21 protein-coding genes are annotated in these 17749 nt (G+C 69.9%); 14 read left to right on the top strand and 7 right to left on the bottom strand.

Going from position 1 to position 17749, the window contains the following annotated elements; all coding sequences use genetic code 11:
• Window positions 1–5: 5 nt before the first annotated feature.
• Window positions 6–185, top strand: coding sequence for a hypothetical protein (locus tag ACWCO2_RS08590; protein ID WP_450127081.1), 180 nt, complete (start codon window positions 6–8; stop codon window positions 183–185).
• A 272-nt stretch (window positions 186–457) separates the two neighbouring features.
• On the top strand, window positions 458–1189 hold the full coding sequence (gene priA, locus ACWCO2_RS08585; RefSeq protein WP_450127080.1) for a bifunctional 1-(5-phosphoribosyl)-5-((5-phosphoribosylamino)methylideneamino)imidazole-4-carboxamide isomerase/phosphoribosylanthranilate isomerase PriA: 732 nt from the start codon (window positions 458–460) through the stop codon (window positions 1187–1189).
• On the opposite strand, the gene ACWCO2_RS08580 is transcribed toward priA, so the two are convergent.
• Window positions 1155–1991: a helix-turn-helix domain-containing protein gene (locus ACWCO2_RS08580; protein ID WP_450127079.1), complete on the bottom strand. Its 837-nt coding sequence runs from the start codon at window positions 1989–1991 to the stop codon at window positions 1155–1157. The two genes, priA and ACWCO2_RS08580, sit on opposite strands and share 35 nt — an antisense overlap.
• 49 nt (window positions 1992–2040) lie before the next feature.
• Here ACWCO2_RS08580 and ACWCO2_RS08575 point away from each other — a divergent pair, with 49 nt between their 5' ends.
• The 3 genes from ACWCO2_RS08575 to hisI are packed head-to-tail and all read left to right on the top strand — an operon-like array spanning window position 2041 to window position 3640.
• The gene (locus ACWCO2_RS08575) at window positions 2041–2472 is read left to right on the top strand and encodes a DUF2000 family protein (protein WP_450127078.1); all 432 of its coding nucleotides are present in this window, start codon (window positions 2041–2043) and stop codon (window positions 2470–2472) included.
• 47 nt (window positions 2473–2519) lie between these two features.
• On the top strand, window positions 2520–3293 hold the full coding sequence (gene hisF / locus ACWCO2_RS08570; protein WP_450127077.1) for an imidazole glycerol phosphate synthase subunit HisF: 774 nt from the start codon (window positions 2520–2522) through the stop codon (window positions 3291–3293).
• Complete coding sequence (hisI, locus tag ACWCO2_RS08565; RefSeq protein ID WP_450127076.1) at window positions 3290–3640, top strand: phosphoribosyl-AMP cyclohydrolase; 351 nt, start codon at window positions 3290–3292, stop codon at window positions 3638–3640. Before hisF ends, hisI begins: the two co-directional genes overlap by 4 nt.
• Window positions 3641–3717: 77 nt before the next feature.
• On the opposite strand, the gene ACWCO2_RS08560 is transcribed toward hisI, so the two are convergent.
• Window positions 3718–4341, bottom strand: coding sequence for a TetR/AcrR family transcriptional regulator (locus ACWCO2_RS08560; protein ID WP_450127075.1), 624 nt, complete (start codon window positions 4339–4341; stop codon window positions 3718–3720).
• Window positions 4342–4430: 89 nt separating this feature from the next.
• On the opposite strand from ACWCO2_RS08560, the gene ACWCO2_RS08555 reads away from it, so the two are divergent.
• The 6 genes from ACWCO2_RS08555 (at window position 4431) to lgt (ending at window position 11050) form a co-directional block, all read left to right on the top strand.
• Window positions 4431–6008, top strand: coding sequence for an anthranilate synthase component I (locus ACWCO2_RS08555; protein WP_450127074.1), 1578 nt, complete (start codon window positions 4431–4433; stop codon window positions 6006–6008).
• Window positions 5986–6594, top strand: a complete 609-nt coding sequence (locus ACWCO2_RS08550) for a Trp biosynthesis-associated membrane protein (protein WP_450127073.1) — start codon at window positions 5986–5988, stop codon at window positions 6592–6594. Before ACWCO2_RS08555 ends, ACWCO2_RS08550 begins: the two co-directional genes overlap by 23 nt.
• Window positions 6595–6874: 280 nt before the next feature.
• Complete coding sequence (gene trpC / locus ACWCO2_RS08545; RefSeq protein ID WP_450127072.1) at window positions 6875–7687, top strand: indole-3-glycerol phosphate synthase TrpC; 813 nt, start codon at window positions 6875–6877, stop codon at window positions 7685–7687.
• A gap of 39 nt (window positions 7688–7726) precedes the next feature.
• Window positions 7727–8995 carry a tryptophan synthase subunit beta gene (trpB, locus tag ACWCO2_RS08540; protein ID WP_450127071.1) on the top strand — a complete coding sequence of 423 codons (1269 nt, stop codon included), beginning with the start codon at window positions 7727–7729 and terminating at the stop codon, window positions 8993–8995.
• Window positions 8992–9786: a tryptophan synthase subunit alpha gene (trpA, locus tag ACWCO2_RS08535; protein WP_450127070.1), complete on the top strand. Its 795-nt coding sequence runs from the start codon at window positions 8992–8994 to the stop codon at window positions 9784–9786. The genes trpB and trpA overlap by 4 nt, the downstream gene beginning before the upstream one ends.
• 199 nt (window positions 9787–9985) lie before the next feature.
• The gene (gene lgt, locus ACWCO2_RS08530) at window positions 9986–11050 is read left to right on the top strand and encodes a prolipoprotein diacylglyceryl transferase (protein ID WP_450127069.1); all 1065 of its coding nucleotides are present in this window, start codon (window positions 9986–9988) and stop codon (window positions 11048–11050) included.
• A 2-nt stretch (window positions 11051–11052) separates the two neighbouring features.
• Here the strand turns inward: lgt and ACWCO2_RS08525 are convergent, their stop codons facing one another.
• Window positions 11053–11808 (bottom strand): IclR family transcriptional regulator, encoded by a 756-nt coding sequence (locus ACWCO2_RS08525; protein WP_450127068.1) that lies wholly within the window; start codon window positions 11806–11808, stop codon window positions 11053–11055.
• Between the two features lie 78 nt (window positions 11809–11886).
• Between ACWCO2_RS08525 and asnB the strand changes: the two genes are divergently transcribed.
• Entirely contained in the window at window positions 11887–13386 is a 1500-nt protein-coding gene (gene asnB / locus ACWCO2_RS08520) for an asparagine synthase (glutamine-hydrolyzing) (RefSeq protein WP_450127067.1), read from the top strand.
• A gap of 221 nt (window positions 13387–13607) precedes the next feature.
• Here the strand turns inward: asnB and ACWCO2_RS08515 are convergent, their stop codons facing one another.
• On the bottom strand, window positions 13608–13952 hold the full coding sequence (locus ACWCO2_RS08515; RefSeq protein WP_450127066.1) for a helix-turn-helix domain-containing protein: 345 nt from the start codon (window positions 13950–13952) through the stop codon (window positions 13608–13610).
• A gap of 129 nt (window positions 13953–14081) precedes the next feature.
• Here ACWCO2_RS08515 and ACWCO2_RS08510 point away from each other — a divergent pair, with 129 nt between their 5' ends.
• Window positions 14082–14279, top strand: coding sequence for a hypothetical protein (locus ACWCO2_RS08510; RefSeq protein WP_450127065.1), 198 nt, complete (start codon window positions 14082–14084; stop codon window positions 14277–14279).
• Window positions 14270–14683 carry a PIN domain-containing protein gene (locus tag ACWCO2_RS08505; RefSeq protein WP_450127064.1) on the top strand — a complete coding sequence of 138 codons (414 nt, stop codon included), beginning with the start codon at window positions 14270–14272 and terminating at the stop codon, window positions 14681–14683. Before ACWCO2_RS08510 ends, ACWCO2_RS08505 begins: the two co-directional genes overlap by 10 nt.
• Here ACWCO2_RS08505 and ACWCO2_RS08500 read toward each other — a convergent pair whose 3' ends face one another.
• From ACWCO2_RS08500 to ACWCO2_RS08490, 3 genes are all read right to left on the bottom strand, one after another.
• A complete protein-coding gene (locus ACWCO2_RS08500; protein WP_450127063.1) occupies window positions 14684–15457 on the bottom strand; it encodes an ABC transporter ATP-binding protein in 774 nt (257 codons plus the stop codon). It lies immediately after the preceding gene.
• A gap of 142 nt (window positions 15458–15599) precedes the next feature.
• A complete protein-coding gene (locus tag ACWCO2_RS08495; RefSeq protein ID WP_450127062.1) occupies window positions 15600–16625 on the bottom strand; it encodes a FecCD family ABC transporter permease in 1026 nt (341 codons plus the stop codon).
• Entirely contained in the window at window positions 16622–17563 is a 942-nt protein-coding gene (locus ACWCO2_RS08490; protein ID WP_450127061.1) for an ABC transporter substrate-binding protein, read from the bottom strand. The genes ACWCO2_RS08495 and ACWCO2_RS08490 overlap by 4 nt, the downstream gene beginning before the upstream one ends.
• Window positions 17564–17749 lie beyond the last annotated feature (186 nt).

The following is a 17749-nucleotide window of genomic DNA, read 5'->3' as shown; positions in this document are numbered from 1 at the left end:
GCATGATGAGCCAGCGCACGATCCGGCTGATCGCCATCGTCCTAGCGGTCGGCCTGGTCTCCGGCATGGGAGCCCCCTACCTGATCCAAGCCGGCTTCCCCCTCTGGACGGTCCTGCTCCTCGTCGTGATCGTCCTGGCAATCCCGGTCACTGCAGTCCTCTACGCGGAACGCTCCCGCCGCTGAGCCGTCCTGGGGGGTGTCAATTTCGCGAGAAATTGGGCCAGCCCTTCGCCCGACCACCGCCCCTCAAGGTGGCGCTACGCGCCGCTGTCATTTACACCCGGGTGAACGTCAATTTCTCGCGAAATTGACCAACTCAGGCGTGCCGGCGGGTCGCTCGGGTGGGGGAAGGGGTGCCAATTTCTCGCGAAATTGGCAGGGCCTCGGGTGACGTCGGGGTGCGTTGGGTTGGGCTGGGTCGTGGGTGGTCGGGGCGCTGCCAGTAGGGTTGGGGCGTGAGCTTCACCTTGCTTCCCGCAGTTGACGTTGCCGACGGGCAGGCAGTCCGCCTAGTGCAGGGCGCCGCCGGTTCCGAGACCTCCTACGGTGACCCGTTGGAGGCCGCGCTGACGTGGCAGCGCGCGGGGGCGGAGTGGATCCATCTGGTCGACCTGGACGCCGCGTTCGGCCGCGGCTCGAACCGCGAGCTGCTCGCCGAGGTGACCGGCAAGCTCGACGTGCAGGTGGAGCTGTCCGGTGGCATCCGCGACGACGCCTCGCTGGAGGCCGCGCTGGCCACCGGCTGCGCGCGGGTCAACCTCGGCACCGCCGCGCTGGAGAACCCGGAGTGGGCGGACCGCGTGGTCGCCGAGTACGGCGAGCGGGTCGCGGTCGGCCTGGACGTGCGGATCACCGAGCAGGGCCACCGGCTGGCCGCCCGCGGCTGGACCAAGGACGGCGGCGACCTCTGGGAGGTGCTGGCGCGCCTGGACGCGGCTGGCTGCCGCCGCTACGTGGTCACCGACGTGAGCAAGGACGGCACCCTGCAGGGCCCGAACACCGAGCTGCTGCGCGAGGTCTGCTCCCGCACTGACGCCCCGGTGATCGCCTCCGGCGGTGTGTCCAGTGTGGACGATCTGGTGGAGCTGTCGAAGCTCGCCCCGGTCGGCCTGGAGGGCTCCATCGTCGGAAAGGCGCTGTACGCCCAGAACTTCACCCTCGAAGACGCCCTGGCGGCCGTCCGCTGACCCAGCGGTCGGATCCGGCTCGGGCGTACTTGCCCGGCGGGATGCCCAGGATCCGCTTGAAGTGCCGGGCGAGGTGGGACTGGTCGTAGAACCCCGCCTCGGTCGCCACCTCGCCAGGTGGCCGTCCTTCGAGGAGCATGCGGCGGGCGAGGTCGACGCGCCGCGACGTCACGTACTGGTGCGGTGCGATGCCGAACGCCGTGCTGAAGGCCCGCACGAGATGCGCGGGATGGGCGTGGAGCATCTGCGCCGTCTCCGCCAACGTGGTGCCTTCCAGCAACCGTGAGTCGAGCACGTCGCGCAGGTCTCCAGCGATGCCACGGTCAGATGCCGTGACGACGGCCAGCTTCGGTCGCAGGTGCTCGCGCAGACGCTGGCTGATGAGGGCGAGTCTGCTCTCTGCCTCGAACTCGTCTCCCCGGTTGGCCAGAGCGGCGTGCAGCTGCCCGATGCTCTTGCGCAGCAGGGGATCGGTGAAGTCCGGGTCGTCGACGGCCGCTCCGATGAAGCTCTCGTCCAGCTGCGTCGTGTCGAGGTAGAGCACGCGCTTGCGGAAGCCGTTCGGGGTGGCGGGCGAGCCGTTGTGCGGGACCTGCGGCGGCAGCAGGCTGACGGTGTCGTCCGGGGTGCCGCGCTCGTGGCGGTCCAGGTCGTAGCGGACCGCGCCGTCGTCGACGATCAGCAGCGTCCACGCGTCGTGGACGTGCATCGGGTACGCGTGCTCGGTGAGATGGGCGTGCAAGACCTCCGTGACGCCCGGAACCGACGGCCGCCAAGCAGAGATCTCCTGCTGGTGCGCCATGCAAAGAACGTACAAGACGGCGGCGGCGTGCACGGCGCAGTCTCGGAGCATGGAAACATCGCCTGCCCCGATCCGCTTCGACAACAAGATCGCCGTTCTGCTGCGCGAAGACCTCGAACCCTGGCAGCGGCTGAACGTGACGGCCTTCCTCGTCAGCGGGCTCGGCACGGCGGAACCCGAGGTGATCGGCGAGCCGTACGCGGACGCCGACGACGTCGAGTACCTGCCGATGTTCCGCCAGCCCGTGCTGGTCTTCGAAGGCGCGAAGGAGCTGCTGACCACCGCGCACACCCGGGCGCTGTCCCGCTCGCTGCGCACCGCGGTGTTCACCGCTGACCTGTTCAGCACGGGCAACGACCGGGACAACCGCGCAGCCGTGCGCGCGGTGGGCACCGACGCGCTCGACCTGGTCGGGATCGCCGTGCACGGGCCGCGCAACGGGGTGGACAAGGTCCTCAAGGGGGCGCGGATGCATCACTGACGGCGCCCGTCCACAGTGCCGCGCGGCCGTGTCTCTACCCTGGAGGCATGGCCGTTGCGGTGCGTGTGATCCCCTGCTTGGACGTCGATCAGGGGCGGGTCGTCAAAGGTGTCAACTTCACCGATCTCCGGGATGCGGGCGACCCCGTCGAGCTCGCCCGCGCTTACGACGCGGAGGGCGCTGACGAGCTGACCTTCCTGGACGTCACGGCTTCCTCCGGTGATCGGGAGACCACCTTCGACGTGGTCCGCCAGACCGCCGAGCAGGTGTTCATCCCGCTGACCGTCGGTGGCGGCGTGCGCAGCACCGAGGACATCAACCGGCTGCTGCGCGCCGGCGCGGACAAGGTCAGCCTGAACACCGCTGCGATCGCCCGTCCCGAGCTGCTCAGCGAGGCCTCACAGCGCTTCGGCGCCCAGTGCGTGGTGCTGTCGGTGGATGCACGCCGGGTGCCCGAGGGCGAGCAGCCGACGGCGTCCGGATACGAGGTCACGACGCACGGCGGTCGGCGCGGCACCGGGATCTGCGCGGTCGAGTGGGCGGCGAAGGGCCAGCAGCTGGGCGTCGGCGAGATCCTGCTGAACTCGATGGACGCCGACGGCACCAAGGCCGGGTTCGATCTGGAGATGATCCGCGCGGTGCGGGCGGTCGTGGACGTGCCGCTGATCGCCAGCGGCGGCGCCGGAGCGGTCGAGCACTTCGCGCCCGCCGTGCACGCGGGAGCGGACGCGGTGTTGGCCGCCAGCGTGTTCCACTTCGGGCAGCTGCGGATCGGCGAGGTCAAGGACGCCATGCGGGCGGAAGGGATCACTGTTCGATGAGCGGTCTGGACCCGGCGATCGCGGCTCGTCTCAAGCGCAACGCCGAAGGGCTGGTCCCGGCGATCGCGCAGCAGCGCGGCACCGGCGAGGTGCTGATGATGGCGTGGATGGACGACGAGGCGCTGCACCGCACCCTCACCACCCGCCGCGCCACCTACTACTCCCGCAGCCGCCAGCAGTACTGGGTCAAGGGTGAGACCTCCGGCCACACCCAGCAGGTGCACGACGTCCGCCTGGACTGCGACGGCGACACGATCCTCCTGGTCGTCGACCAGGAAGGCGCGGCCTGCCACACCGGCGACCGAACCTGCTTCGACGCCGACGCCCTCCTCCCCCCCGAGTCCTGAGCCCGATCAGAGGTTTCCAAATTTAGGGAAATTCGGAATCCCCGGTGATTCCGGTTTTAGGGAAATTCGGGATCCGGTCAGCGGTCGGTGGGGCCGAGGTCGCCGGTGAGGTAGCGCTGGAGGTTGGGGCCGACCGCGGCGACCACCGTGTCGTGGTCGGCCGACGCCAGGGGTTCCAGGTGGACCACGTAGCGGGCCATGCCCAGGCCGACGATCTGCGATCCGGCCAGCGAGGCGCGCAGCTCCGGGCGATCCACCCCGAGCGCCTTGACCAGCTGGTTGAACATGACGTTCTGGATGAAGTCGCGCAGCATCGACACCGCGCTCTCGTTGGCGGAGATGCTGCGCACCAGGGCGGCGAACTGACCGCCCTCCGCGTTGTCCCACACCGTCAGGAACCGCCGCAGCAGCCGCTCGGCGAGCTCCTCGCGGTCACCGGCCAGCAGTTCCGGCACCACTTCGTCCGGGTTGACCGGGATCTGCACCGCTGCGGAGAACAGCCCCGCCTTGCCGCCGAACCAGTGGTTGACCATTGCCGGGTCGACTCCGGCCTGCGCCGCGATGGCGCGCACCGTGGCCGCGTCGTAGCCCTGCTCGGTGAACACCTCGCGCGCAGCCGCCAACAGCGCGGCTTTGGTGTCCTCGCCGCTGGGGCGCCGCCCGCGCCGCTTCGGCTCGGTGCCGTTCGTTGCACTGCTCACCCGTTCATCCTGGCCGCCTCGGCGGGCCGGGGGCAAAGCGGCCCGGAGGGCGCGCGCGGCGGGAAACGGGTGCGCGGCACAATGACGACATGGTCGGCGACGGTGATATCGGCTCAATCAGTCCCGGACGCGAGGAGTTCCGCGCTCTCGCGGCGGACCGCCGGGTCATCCCGGTGGTGCGACGGCTGCTCGCGGACGACGAGACTCCGCTCGGGGTGTACCGCAAGCTCGCCGGGGACCGCCCCGGGACGTTCCTGTTCGAATCCGCGGAGAACGGGCGTTCCTGGTCGCGATGGTCCTTCGTCGGCGCCCGCAGCGCCGCCGCGCTGACCGTCCGAGACGGAGAAGCGCACTGGACGGGCACCCCGCCCGTCGGCCTGCCCGACGGCGGCGACCCGTTGCAGGCGCTTCGCGAGACCGTCCGGCTGCTGCAGACCGATCCGCTGCCGGGCCTGCCGCCGCTGACCGGTGGCATGGTCGGCTACCTCGGCTACGACTCGGTGCGCCGCCTGGAGCGGCTGCCCGACCTCACCGAGGACGATCTGCAGATCCCCGAGCTGGTCATGCTGCTGGCCACCGACCTGGCGGCGCTGGACCACCACGAGGGCACGATCACCCTGATCGCCAATGCGGTGAACTGGGACGACAGCCCGGAGCGGGTGGACGCGGCCTACGACGACGCGGTGCGCCGGCTCGACGAGATGGCCGAGCAGCTGTGCACCCCGTCGGAGCCGACGGTGGCCGCTTTCTCCCGGCCCAGCCCGCAGTTCGTCCGCCGCCGCCAGCCCGAGGAACACTACGAGGCGGTGGAGAAGGCCAAGGAAGCGATCCGGGCCGGCGAGGCGTTCCAGGTCGTGGTCTCCCAGCGCTTCGAGATGGACACCTCCGCCGACGCGCTGGACATCTACCGCGTCCTGCGCACCACCAACCCCAGCCCGTACATGTACCTGCTGCGGTTGGAGGCGCCGGACGGTGGCACCCCGTTCGACATCGTCGGCTCCAGCCCGGAGTCGCTGGTGACGGTGCGCGACGGGCAGGCGACCACGCACCCGATCGCCGGGACCCGCTGGCGCGGCGCGGACGAGGACGAGGACTCGGCGCTGGAGAAGGAGCTGCTCAACGACGACAAGGAGCGCGCCGAGCACCTGATGCTCGTCGACCTCGGCCGCAACGACCTGGGCCGGGTCTGCAAGCCGGGTTCGGTGCACGTCGTCGACTTCTTCCGCATCGAGCGCTACAGCCACGTCATGCACATCGTGTCGACGGTGACCGGGCAGCTCGCCGACGACAAGACTGCCTTCGACGCGGTCGCGGCCTGCTTCCCGGCGGGCACCCTGTCCGGTGCGCCCAAGCCGCGCGCGCTGGAGCTGATCGAGGAGCTGGAACCGACGCGGCGCGCCCAGTACGGCGGCGTCGTCGGGTACCTGGACTTCGCCGGGGACGCCGACACCGCGATCGCGATCCGCACCGCGCTGGTCCGCGACGGCCGGGCCTACGTGCAGGCCGGTGGCGGGATCGTGGCCGATTCGAACCCGGTCGCGGAGGACCAGGAGTGCCTGAACAAGGCGCGCGCGGTGCTGAACGCGATCGCGACGGCGGAGACGTTGGCCCGCCCGCGCGGCGAGCAGGTGACGGAGGAGCGGGTTGACCACCGAGCCGGGATCTGAGCCGAAGCCGCGCTCCAAGGGACTCCTGTGGCTGGTCGTGCTGCTGGCGCTGGCCGCCGCCGGGGCGTTGTGGGGTGCCAGCGCGCTGAACTGGGCCGAGCAGCTGTTCCGCAGCCCGTTCGGCACCGAGGTCCCGGTTCGGCTCGCGGGCGCGGACCTGCGCCCGGAGCTGGTCCCGATGGCGCTGGCCTCGCTGACCGCCGTGGCGGCGGTGCTGGCCACCGGTGGCTGGCTGCGTCGCCTGGTGGGCGTGCTGGTGGTCGTCGCGGGTGCCGCGCTGGCCTGGCGGTCGGTGCAGGCGTTCACCTCGGGCTTGTCGGTGCAGAGCGCGCCGGAGGCGCCGCCGGGCAGCAGTCCCGTCGGTGCCATCACCACGCAGCCGTACGGGCCGCTGCTGGTGCTGCTCGCCGCGGTCCTGCTGCTGCTCGCCGGGTTGTTGGTCGTGCTCCGGGCCGGGAGAATGCCGGCGATGGGTGCGAAGTACTCGGCGCCGAGCGCGGCGAAGCAGAAATCCCACGATCCGGACAGGCAGATGTGGCAGGACCTGGACGCCGGTCGCGATCCGACTGACGACCAAGACCGGTGAATTGAATTCGAGTTTCCTTCGCAAGGCCGGAAAACCCAGTTCGGCACGGTTCCGAATGGACGAGTCCCCTGCGCGCAAGGGCCGAAGGTCCTTGCTGCGCTGGGACGTTCCGGACACCCCTTGGTGGGCCGGGGCCCGGGCGAGGTTTAGCATCGGCCATGCGACGGCACGGCGGGAAGGGGAGTGTCGTGATCGAGCGCAATGAGTTCATCTGCGCATGCAACTCGCGGATCAGGGACTTGCGGGTGGCTGTTCGGGGCAGGGCCGGCGAGGTGTTCGTGTGACCGTTCTGGAATCCATCATCGAAGGCGTTCGCGAAGATCTGGCAGTTCGCGAATCCGCGATTCCGTTCGACGAGATCAAGCAGCTGTCCGCGGCGGCTCCACCGCCGCACGACGTGCTCGCGGCGCTGCGGGCGCCCGGCGTGGGCGTCATCGCGGAGGTCAAGCGGCGCAGCCCGTCCAAGGGCGAGCTGGCCGAGATCGGCGAGCCGGCCGAGCTGGCCGCCGACTACGCAGCCGCTGGTGCGCGAGTGATCAGCGTCCTCACCGAGGAGCGCCGCTTCGGCGGTTCGCTCGCCGATTTCGACGCGGTGCGGGCGAAGGTGGTCAACACCCCGCTGCTGCGCAAGGACTTCATCGTCAGCCCGTACCAGGTGCACGAGGCCCGTGCGCACGGCGCGGACATGGTGCTGCTGATCGTCTCGGCGCTCGAGCAGAACGCGCTGGAAGCTCTGCTCGACCGGGTCGAATCGCTGGGCATGACGGCGCTGGTCGAGGTGCACACCGCCGAGGAGGCCGACCGGGCGCTGGAGGCGGGTGCGAAAGTCATTGGCATCAACGCCCGCAACCTGCATACGCTCGAGGTGGACCGCGACGTGTTCGGCCGGATCGCGCCGGGGCTGCCGCAGCACATCGTCAAGATCGCCGAATCCGGCGTGCGCGGGCCCAGCGACCTGATGGCCTACGCGGGCTCGGGTGCGGACGCGGTGCTGGTCGGCGAGGGTTTGGTAACCAGCGACAATCCCAAGACGGCCGTCACCCAGCTGGTGACCGCCGGGTCGCACCCGGCATGCCCGCGGCCGAGCCGCTGACGGGCAGCGCGGGGTCGGCGAAGCACAGGAGGTAAGGCAATGACCGTGGGGGCGGACACCGCGCGCGCACACCGCCAGGGCAAGCCCGTTCCGGACGGGCACGACCCGGACGAGCGCGGGCACTTCGGGGACTACGGCGGCCGGTTCATGCCGGAAGCGCTGATCGCGGCGCAGGACGAGCTCGCGGCCGAGTACGCCAAGGCGCAGCGCGACCCGGAGTACCTGGCCGAGCTCGACGACCTGCTGCGCAACTACGCCGGTCGCCCGTCGCTGCTGACCGAGGCCAAGCGCTTCGCCGAGCACGCGGGCGGCGCGCGGATCCTGCTCAAGCGGGAGGACCTCAACCACACCGGCTCGCACAAGATCAACAACGTGCTGGGGCAGGCGCTGCTCGTCAAGCGGATGGGCAAGCGCCGGGTCATCGCCGAGACCGGCGCCGGGCAGCACGGCGTGGCCACCGCCACCGCCTGCGCGCTGCTCGGCCTCGACTGCGTGATCTACATGGGCAAGGTCGACACCGAGCGGCAGGCCCTCAACGTGGCGCGAATGCGGCTGCTGGGCGCGGAGGTCATCCCGGTCAACACCGGCTCGGCGACTCTCAAGGACGCCATCAACGAGGCGCTGCGGGACTGGGTCGCCAACGTCGACCACACGCACTACCTGCTGGGCACCGCCGCGGGCGCGCACCCGTTCCCGATGATGGTCCGCAACTTCCACCGGGTCATCGGCGACGAGGCCCGCGAGCAGGTGCTGGAGATGACCGGTCGGCTGCCCGACGCGGTCGTGGCCTGCGTCGGCGGCGGGTCCAACGCGATCGGCATCTTCCACGGCTTCATCGACGACCCCGACGTGCGGTTGGTCGGCTTCGAACCGGCCGGGCACGGCATCGAATCCGGCGAGCACGGCGCGACCCTCGGCGAGGGCACGCCCGGCACGCTGCACGGCGCCCGCTCCTACCTGCTGCAGGACGACGACGGGCAGATCGTCGAGGCCTACTCGATCTCGGCCGGGCTGGACTACCCCGGCGTCGGGCCGGAGCACTCGTACCTGAAGGACAGCGGCCGCGCCGAGTACCGGTCGGTGACCGACGACGAGGCCATGCAGGCGTTCAAGCTGCTGTCGCGCACCGAGGGCATCATCCCGGCCATCGAGTCCGCGCACGCGCTGGCCGGGGCGCTGGATCTCGGCAACGAGCTCGGCCCGGACGCGATCATCGTGGTCAACCTCTCCGGGCGGGGCGACAAGGACATGGACACTGCGGCGAAGTACTTCGGTCTCGTCGACGAGGCTCAGGAGGGTGCGCGGTGAGCCTGCGCGAGGTTTTCCAGGGTTGCCGCGAGGAGCAGCGCGCCGCGCTGATCGGCTACCTGCCCGCCGGATACCCGACGGTGCCGGAGTCCAAGGACCTGTTCCGGGCGATGCTGACCGGCACCGACGGCTCGGCAGGCTGCGACATCGTCGAGGTCGGCATCCCGTTCTCCGACCCGGTGATGGACGGCCCGACCATCCAGGCGGCCAGTGACAAGGCGCTGCGCGCGGGCTTCCGGCTGCGCGACGTCTTCGACATCGTGTCCTCGATCGCCGAGGCCGGTGGGAACGCCGTGGTGATGACCTACTGGAACCCGGTGCACCACTACGGCGTGAACGCCTTCGCCCGCGACCTCAAGGCCGCAGGCGGGCTCGGCGTGATCACCCCGGACCTGATCCCGGACGAGGGCGAGGACTGGATCGCCGCGACCGACGAGCACGGCTTGGACCGGATCTTCCTGGTCGCCCCGTCCTCCACGGAGGAGCGGCTGGCCCTGACCGCGAAGGCCACCAGCGGTTTCGTCTACGCGACGTCGGTGATGGGCGTGACCGGTGCCCGCTCGAGCGTCGGCTCGGCGGCAGCGGGCCTGGTCCAGCGCACCCGCGCGCACACCGACCTGCCGATCGGCGTCGGCCTCGGCGTCCGCTCCGGTGAGCAGGCGGCGGAGGTCGCATCCTTCGCGGACGGCGTCATCGTCGGCTCGGCCTTCGTGACCCGGGTCGAGCAGGACGGCGTCGAAGGCGTCCGGGAGCTGACCGCGGAACTCGCCCGAGGCGTCCGCAGCCGCTGATCCGGGAACGGCCTGTTCACTCCACCTTTTGGTGTGAACGGACCGTTTGCCTCGTCTTGCGGGGCGGACGGTCCGTTCGCGCTTTTGGGCGAAATGGTTGATCCGTTCGCGTCAACGGGCGGGACGAGTTCTCCGTTCGCCCCAACGGGTCTTTGGGGGGTGCGAGCTCCGGCGCGGGGCGACCGATACCGTTAGCGCTGTGAATGCCCCGGTTGCCGCCACGGCGAATTCGTTCTTGGCCACCATTCCGAGCCCGCCGCAAGGGGTTTGGTACATCGGCCCGATTCCGCTGCGCGCGTACGCGCTGTGCATCATCGCGGGCATCATCGCCGCGGTCTGGATCGGCAGCCGCCGCTGGGTGGCACGAGGTGGGGCCGAAGGCACCGTCATCGACATCGCGGTGTTCGCGGTGCCGTTCGGCCTGGTCGGCGGTCGGCTGTACCACGTGGCCACGGACTGGCACAAGTACTTCGGCCCGGGCCGCAACCCGCTGGACGCGCTCAAGGTCTGGGAAGGCGGCCTGGGCATCTGGGGCGCCGTCGCGCTCGGTGCCGTGGGCGCCTGGATCGGCTGCCGCCGGCGGGGCGTCCCGCTGGCCGCGTTCGCCGACGCCGTCGCGCCCGGCATCATCCTGGCGCAGGCCATCGGCCGCCTCGGCAACTGGTTCAACCAGGAGCTCTACGGCGCGCCGACGACCCTGCCGTGGGGCCTGGAGATCTACCGCCGCGTCGACCCGGCCACCGGCCTCAACGACCCGATCGGCGGCGTGGCCCTGGACCACACCCCGATCACCGTCGTGCACCCGACGTTCCTCTACGAACTGGTCTGGAACCTGCTGATCTTCCTGTTGATCATCTGGGCGGACCGCAAGTTCCGGATGGGCCGCGGCCGGGTGTTCGCGCTCTACGTCGCGGGCTACACCCTCGGTCGGCTGTGGATCGAGATGATGCGCACCGACGAGGCCACCCTGATCTTCGGGATCCGCATCAACATCTTCACCTCCCTGATCGTCTTCGCCGGCGCGGTCCTGTACCTGGTGCTGGTGCACGGCAAGCGCGAGGACCCCGAGCTGCTGAAGGGCAAGCCGGAGCCGGGCGCAGCCCCGGCGGAGGCTTCGGAGCCATCGGAACCTGCGGAGCCGGAGGCGGAGAAGGCGCCGGAGGCGACTGAGCCCGAGCCGGAGGCGACCGAGGCGAAAGCCGAGGACGCTGAAGACGACTCGCAGGCGCGGAGCGCCGAGAGCGCGAAGAGCGAGAAGGACTGACGCTACGGAGCGCCGAGCGAGTGGGAGAGCCGCGAAGCGGCGTCGACCACCGCCGTCGCGGCGCGGGCGAGGTGGTCCGGCGGTAGCCGGAAGACCGGGGCGGAGACGTTGAGCGCAGCGACCGTCGTGCCGCGGAAGTCGCGGACCGGGGCCGCGACGGCGACCAGGCCCGGTTCCGACTCTTCGACGGCGGCGCTGTAGCCCGCGTCCTGCTCGGCGCGCAGGCGTTCTCGCACTTCCTCCGCCGTCCGGGGCGCCCGTTCGGTGCCGGGGAGCCTGTCCGGTTGGGCGGTCAGCAGCGCGTCGAGCTCGTCGCTCGGGCGCCCGTACAGCAGGGCTCGGCCGCTCGCCGTGCAGTTGAGCGGGGAGAGTCGGCCGATCCATTCGTTGGCCTGGAGCGCCCGTCCCGGGCGTTCGGCCAGCACCGTCACAGCGGCGTTGCCGCTGAGAACCGTCAAGTACGCCGCTTCGCCGGTGGTGCGCATCAGGCCACGCGCCACCGGCGCTGCTTGTTGCAGCAGGCGGCTGTCGCTGGCCGCGCCGGCGAGGGCGAAGAGCTGCCAGCCCAGGCGGTACTCCAGCGTTTCCGGGTCGCGTTCGACGAAGCCGCCTTCGGCCAGCACCTTCAGCGTGCGCGATACCTGCGTCTTCTCCTTGCCCAGTGCTACCGCGACCGACTGCACTCGCAGCGGTCCGGATCCGAGTGTCCGCAGCACGTCCAGAGCTCGCTGGACGCTGCTCAAGCTATCGGTGGTCACCAGCTCATATTCGCGGATCAGTGCGCATGGAGCAACTTATGTTGCCTTATGTGCTCCTGATTTCTACGGTCGAGTTCCATGTGTGGAATTGCCGCCTTGCACCATCCGACGTCCGTCCTGACCGCAGCGGGGGAGTCGATGCTCGACGCGATCGCGCACCGCGGCCCCGACGACACCGATCAGCGGGAGGTCGGCGGGCACGCGTGGCTCGGGCACGTCCGGCTGTCGATCGTCGACCTCGACGGCGGGCGCCAGCCGCTCAGCGGACCGAACGGCTGGACTCTGGTCTGCAACGGGGAGATCTACAACCACGCGCAGCTGCGCGACGACCTCGGCGAGCAGGACTACCGCACCTCGTCGGACAGCGAGTCGGCGTTGGTGCTCCTAGCGCGGTTCGGCCCCACGGCGCTGGACCGGTTGCAGGGCATGTGGGCGCTGTGCGCAGCCACGCCGGACGGTCGGTTCGTCGCTGGCCGCGACCGGCTGGGCATCAAGCCGCTGTACTGGGCCGAGGTTGGCGGAACCCGCTACTTCGCCTCCGAGCTGCGCGCGTTCCCGGTCGACGTGCAGGCAGCCGTCGAGACCTTCCCGCCCGGCTGCTTCTGGACGCCGGAGACCGGGCTCGTCCGGTTCGCCGAACCCGTGCCGGAACCGGTCGGGCTGCCGGACTGGGCCGGGATGTCCGCCGAGATCGCGGAGAAGGCCACCCGCGAGGTGCTGATCGACTCCGTCCGGCGGCACCTGATGGCCGACGTCGAGGTCGGGGTGTTCCTCTCCGGCGGACTGGACTCCAGCATCGTCGCCGCGATCGCCGCAGCGGAATGCGCTGACGCCGGGCAGCGGCTGAAGACGTTCGCGGTCGGCACCGCCGACTCGCCGGACCTGCTGGCCGCCCGCGCCGCCGCGGAACACCTCGGGACCGAGCACCACGAGGTGGTCTTCGACGCCGAGCAGGCGATCGCCGCGCTCGACGACGTCGTGCAGTCCGTGGAGTCCTTTGACGCGAGCCTGATCCGCAGCGCGGTGCCCAACTGGTTCCTGTCCGAACTGGCCGCCCGCCACGTCAAGGTGGTGCTGACCGGGGAAGGTGCGGACGAGCTGTTTGCCGGATACGGCTATTACCACCGAAAGCACGCTGACGACCTGCAGGACGAACTCGCCCGCTCCCTCGGCGAGCTGCACGGGCTCAACCTGCAGCGCTGCGATCGCGTCACCATGGCCCACGCTCTGGAAGCCCGCGTCCCGTTCCTCGACGCCGACGTCATCGCGCACGCCATGTCGCTGCCGGAGGAGCTGAAAGCGCTCGAGGACGGCGTGGAGAAGGCGCACCTGCGCCGCGCGTTCACCGGTTGGCTGCCCGACGAGCTGCTGTGGCGGCGCAAGGTCCAGTTCGGCACCGGCAGCGGCGCCCAGGACTTGCTCACCCCGCACTGGGAATCCCGCGTCACCGACGCGGAACTCAAGTTCACCCACGCACCCGTGCGCACCAAAGAAGAACTCGCGTACTACCGCGTCTTCCGCGCCGCACTCCCGGACATCCGTCCAGAAGCAGTCCTCACCCGCTTCGCCACGGTCTAGCAGTCGCCCGTCCGGAGGACGGGGGACGCAATTTCCATTGAAATCGCACGTCCAATTTCAATGGAAATTGCGTCCCGCCCAGGAGGCCGCGCGCTTCGGGCTCCCAGTCGATCAGGACGTACCGCGCCGCTGGTTCGTTGAACACCCAGCGGGCGAAGTTCGGCCCAGAGCTGATCCTCTTCACCGCGGGCGTCCATCGTGCTTCGCCGCGTGCTGGCTGCTTACCGGGCGCCGAAAGCGACCGCGCTGCTCCCGGTGTCCTCACCGTTGGTGGCGTCGTGTGGCGATGCCACCAACTCCAAGCGGACGTCTACGGCTTGCCCGAGGCGGTCCAGCAGATCGATGGTCGGCAGGCTGCCGCCGCTTTCCCAGCGGGCCACCGAGGACTGCGTCGTGCCCATTCGGTGCGCGAGCTCGGTCTGGGTGAGCCCGGCCTGCGTGCGCAACCCGTGCACCAGACGTGCCAGCGCGAAGGCCAGTGACGCTTCCGCGTACGACTTGTCGCACTCCTCCTGGTCGGTGATCGGATTCTCGCGCCTCACTCGATCGAGTTGCTTGTCTCGCATCCACCGATTATAGCTGGCGCGCGATATCTTGACGACGCTATATTCGATGCCTAGTTGATCTCGAAGTGAGTAACTGGGGCGGTGTAAATGGAGGTATATACAAGGGTGTTTTCGTATATACTCAGGGGTATGAAACATCTGGTTGATGTGGATGAAGATGCCCTGGCTGCGGCGCGAGAACAGCTCGGCACCAAGACGATCAAGGACACGATCAACGTCGCTCTGCGGCAAGCGAGCGGGATGAGTTTGCATGGCGACGATGTCGAGGCCGCGCTCGACGTTCTCGCGGGAATCGACTTCGAGGACCGTGAGTCCGCGTGGCGCTGAAGTATCTCGCTGACACGAGTGTGCTGTCTCGGTTGCGGAAGGAGTCCGTGCGGAAGACCGTCAGCGAGCTCGTCCGGTCGCATGCTCTTGCCCGCTGCACGATGACTGATCTCGAGCTCGGGCATTCCGCCCGCAATGCGGCGGAGTGGGATGCAATCCAGCGCGCGATCGCCGCCTGTCCGCTGATCGAGATCGAACATGCCGACTTCGTTCGTGCTCGGGGTGTGCAACGCGCGTTGTCTGCGCAAGGACTCCGTGGTCGAAAGATCCCGGATCTGTTGATCGCCGCAGTCGCTGAGCGGAGTTCGCTTGCACTGCTCCACTACGACCAGGACTTCGACTTCATCGCGGAGATGACCGGTCAACCGGTGGAATGGGTCGTGGCACGCGGTTCCATCGATTGATCAGTTCCGGATCGGGGCGATGACGGGGGAGCCGTCGGGGGTGTGGAGGACCGTTACCCGGGCTGTGTAGCGCTTTTCGAGAGCTGCGGGTGTCAGGACTTCGGTGGGGGTGCCTTCGGCTGCGACGCCTCCGTCGTCCAGGAGGAGGAGGCGTTGGGCGTACTGGGCTGCGAGGGTCAGGTCGTGGAGGGTCATGACGACCGTGGTGCCCAGTTCCTGGCGGAGTTCGTCGACCAGGTCGAGCAGGGCTTGTGCGTGGCCGACGTCCAGGCCGGTCGTCGGTTCGTCGAGCAGCAGTACTCCCGCCCGCTGGGCCAGAGCGCGGGCCAGCACTGCGCGCTGGCGTTCGCCGCCGGACAGCGTGGCCAGGGCGCGGTCCGCCAGTCGCCTGAGGTCGAGGCGGTCGAGCAGTCCGCGCACTACTTCCAGGTCCGCCGGGCCTTCGCGGCCCAGGACGCCCAGGTGCGGGGTGCGGCCTAGGAGCACGTAATCGGTGACGGTCAGGCCGATCGGCAGCTGCGGGATCTGCGGGGCGTAGCCGATCGCGCGGGCTCGTTCGCGGCGGCGCAGCTGGGCCAGCGGGCGTGCGTCGACCAGCACCTCGCCGGAGTGGCGCACCAGGCCTGCGATGGCCTTCAGCAGCGTCGACTTGCCCGAGCCGTTGGGGCCGATGATGCCCAGCCAGCCACCGGTGTCCACAGTGGTCGAAATGCCGGAGATCACCGTGTCGCGCCGGTAACCGGCCGACAGCTCGCGCACCTCCAAGCTGCTCATGCCGGTTCCGCCTCTCCACGATTCACAGTGGTGGTCGCGTTCGGGATTGATCTCCCGTTTTGCGGTTTCTTGTGGCTGGGTTGCGTCACGGTCCCCTGAGGTGCGGTTGGGTAGGAATTGGCGCAGGTTGGTGCTGGGCTGTTCATGCGCGCCTCCGGTGCAGCAGCAAGGCGAAGAACGGCGCTCCGGTGAACGCCGTGATCACGCCGATCGGGATTTCCGCCGGGGCCAGCAGGGTGCGGGCCAGCATGTCAGCCAGCACCAGGAACACTCCGCCGAACAACAGCGACATCGGCACGATGATCCGGAAGCTGCCGCCCATCGCCAGCCGCACCAGGTGCGGCACCACCAGGCCGACGAAGCCGATCAGCCCGGCCGCCGATACCGCAGCCGCGGTGGCCAGCGAAGCCGCCACGAGCACCAGGAACCGCACCCGACCCGGGCGCACGCCCAGCGCGGCGGCTTCCTCGTCGCCGGTGCCCAGCAGGTCCAGCAGTCGTGCGCAGAAGCACAGCACGACCGCCGAGACCACCAGGTACGGCAGCACGATCAGCACTTCCCGCCAGCCCGTGGTGGACAGCCGCCCGAGGATCCACATGTAGACCTGCTGCAACGACTCCACGCGCATCTGCTGCACGAAGGTCTGCGCAGCGGTGAGGAAGGCCCCGACGGCGACCCCGGCCAGCACCAGGGTCGCGGTGTCGCGCCCGGCCGAGCGCCCGACCAACCAGGTCAGGCCGACCCCGCCGAGGGATCCGGCGAAGGCCGCAACCTGCACCGGGATGGACAGCGCGGTCTGCGGTGAGCTGGTGAGCACCACCGTGACCGCCAAGCCCGCGCCGGCCGCCGCACCCAGCAGGTACGGGTCGGCCAGCGGGTTGCGGAACACACCCTGGAACGCCGCGCCGGAGACCGCGAGCGCAGCGCCCACCAGCACCGCGAGCACCACCCGCGGCACCCGCAGGTACCAGAGGATGGCCGCTTCGCGTTCCGACAGCGGTGAAACGCCGCCGGTGAGCTGCGCGACGATCTCGGCGAGCACTCGGCGCCAGCCGAGTTCGGCCGCGCCGAGCAGCACCGACAGCAGGACGCTGGCGACGAGCACCGCGACCCCGAGCACCACGTGCCGGGGTCGCAGCTTGGTCTGCGGCAGGGGCGTGCTCGTCACCCCTGCTGCGCCTTGGTGACCCCGTCGGCGACGGAGCGCACCAGGTCGACCACCCGCGGACCCCAGCGGCCAGCGAGGTCGTCGTCGATCTCGAACACGTGCTTCTTGTGCACCGCGTCGAGGGTGTTCCAGCCGGGGCGCTCGCCGACCGAGGCGGCGGTGACCTGGCAGCACTTGACGTCCGAGACGAAGATCAGGTTCGGGTTGGCCTGCAGGACGTGCTCCTCGGACAGCTGCGGGAAGTCGCCGCCGGCCGGGTCGGCGATGTTGTGCAGGCCGAACAGGTTGTAGACGTTGCCGACGAAGCTCTGCGAGGTCGCGGTGTAGTAGTCCGGGCTGACCTCGTGGTAGTAGGTCATCGGCTCCGGCGGCTTCGGGGTGTTGCGCACGATCTTGTCGATCTCACCGCGCATCTTGGTCACCAGGTCGCGGGCCTGCTGGGTGTGCCCGGTGGCCTGGCCCAGCACCTCGATCTGCCGGTAGGCGTCGTCCAGGTTCTTCGCCGCCGGTGTGAGCAGCGTCGGCACGTTGGCGGCCTTGAGGCCCTCGGCCAGCTGACCGGAGCTGTCCGGGGCGATGACCAGGTCCGGGTTGTGCCCGCCGACGGCCGCGGCGTCGGTGTTGAACGCGGAGAGGTCGGTGCGCGGCGCCTGCTTCGGGAAGTCGGAGAACTGGTCGACCGCGATGACCTGGTCCCCGGCGCCGATGGCGTAGAGGGTTTCGGTGGCGGTCGGGGACAGCGAGATGATCCGCTTCGGCTGCTGGGGGAGCGTCACCGGCGGCTGGCCGGGCAGAGTCACCTTGACCGGGAACGCCGAGGCCGGGTCATCGGCCGGAACGGTGGTTTCGGAGTGGGGTCGGCTGGCGCACCCGGTGACCCCGGCGAGCAGGGCCAGCGCGGCGAGCAGCAGGGTGGCGAGTCGGCGGAACCCGGTCATGTCTTCCCTACGGTTTCGGCCGGTGCATGAGGGCGCGGCCGGGGAAGCCGACACCGCACCCCTGCACCGGGGGTGGCGGACATCGACACCACGCGCAAGGCGACCTGGCTCGTACCCGGTTGAGACCGGGCCATCGCAGTTGCGGCACAGCACCGGGTTCACACCGGTTTCGCTTGGCGCTGGCGT

The sequence above is a fragment of the Saccharopolyspora sp. NPDC002376 genome (genome assembly GCF_053593195.1).
Note: the sequence above shows the minus strand (reverse complement) of the source record. Positions and strands in the feature narration are given on the sequence as shown.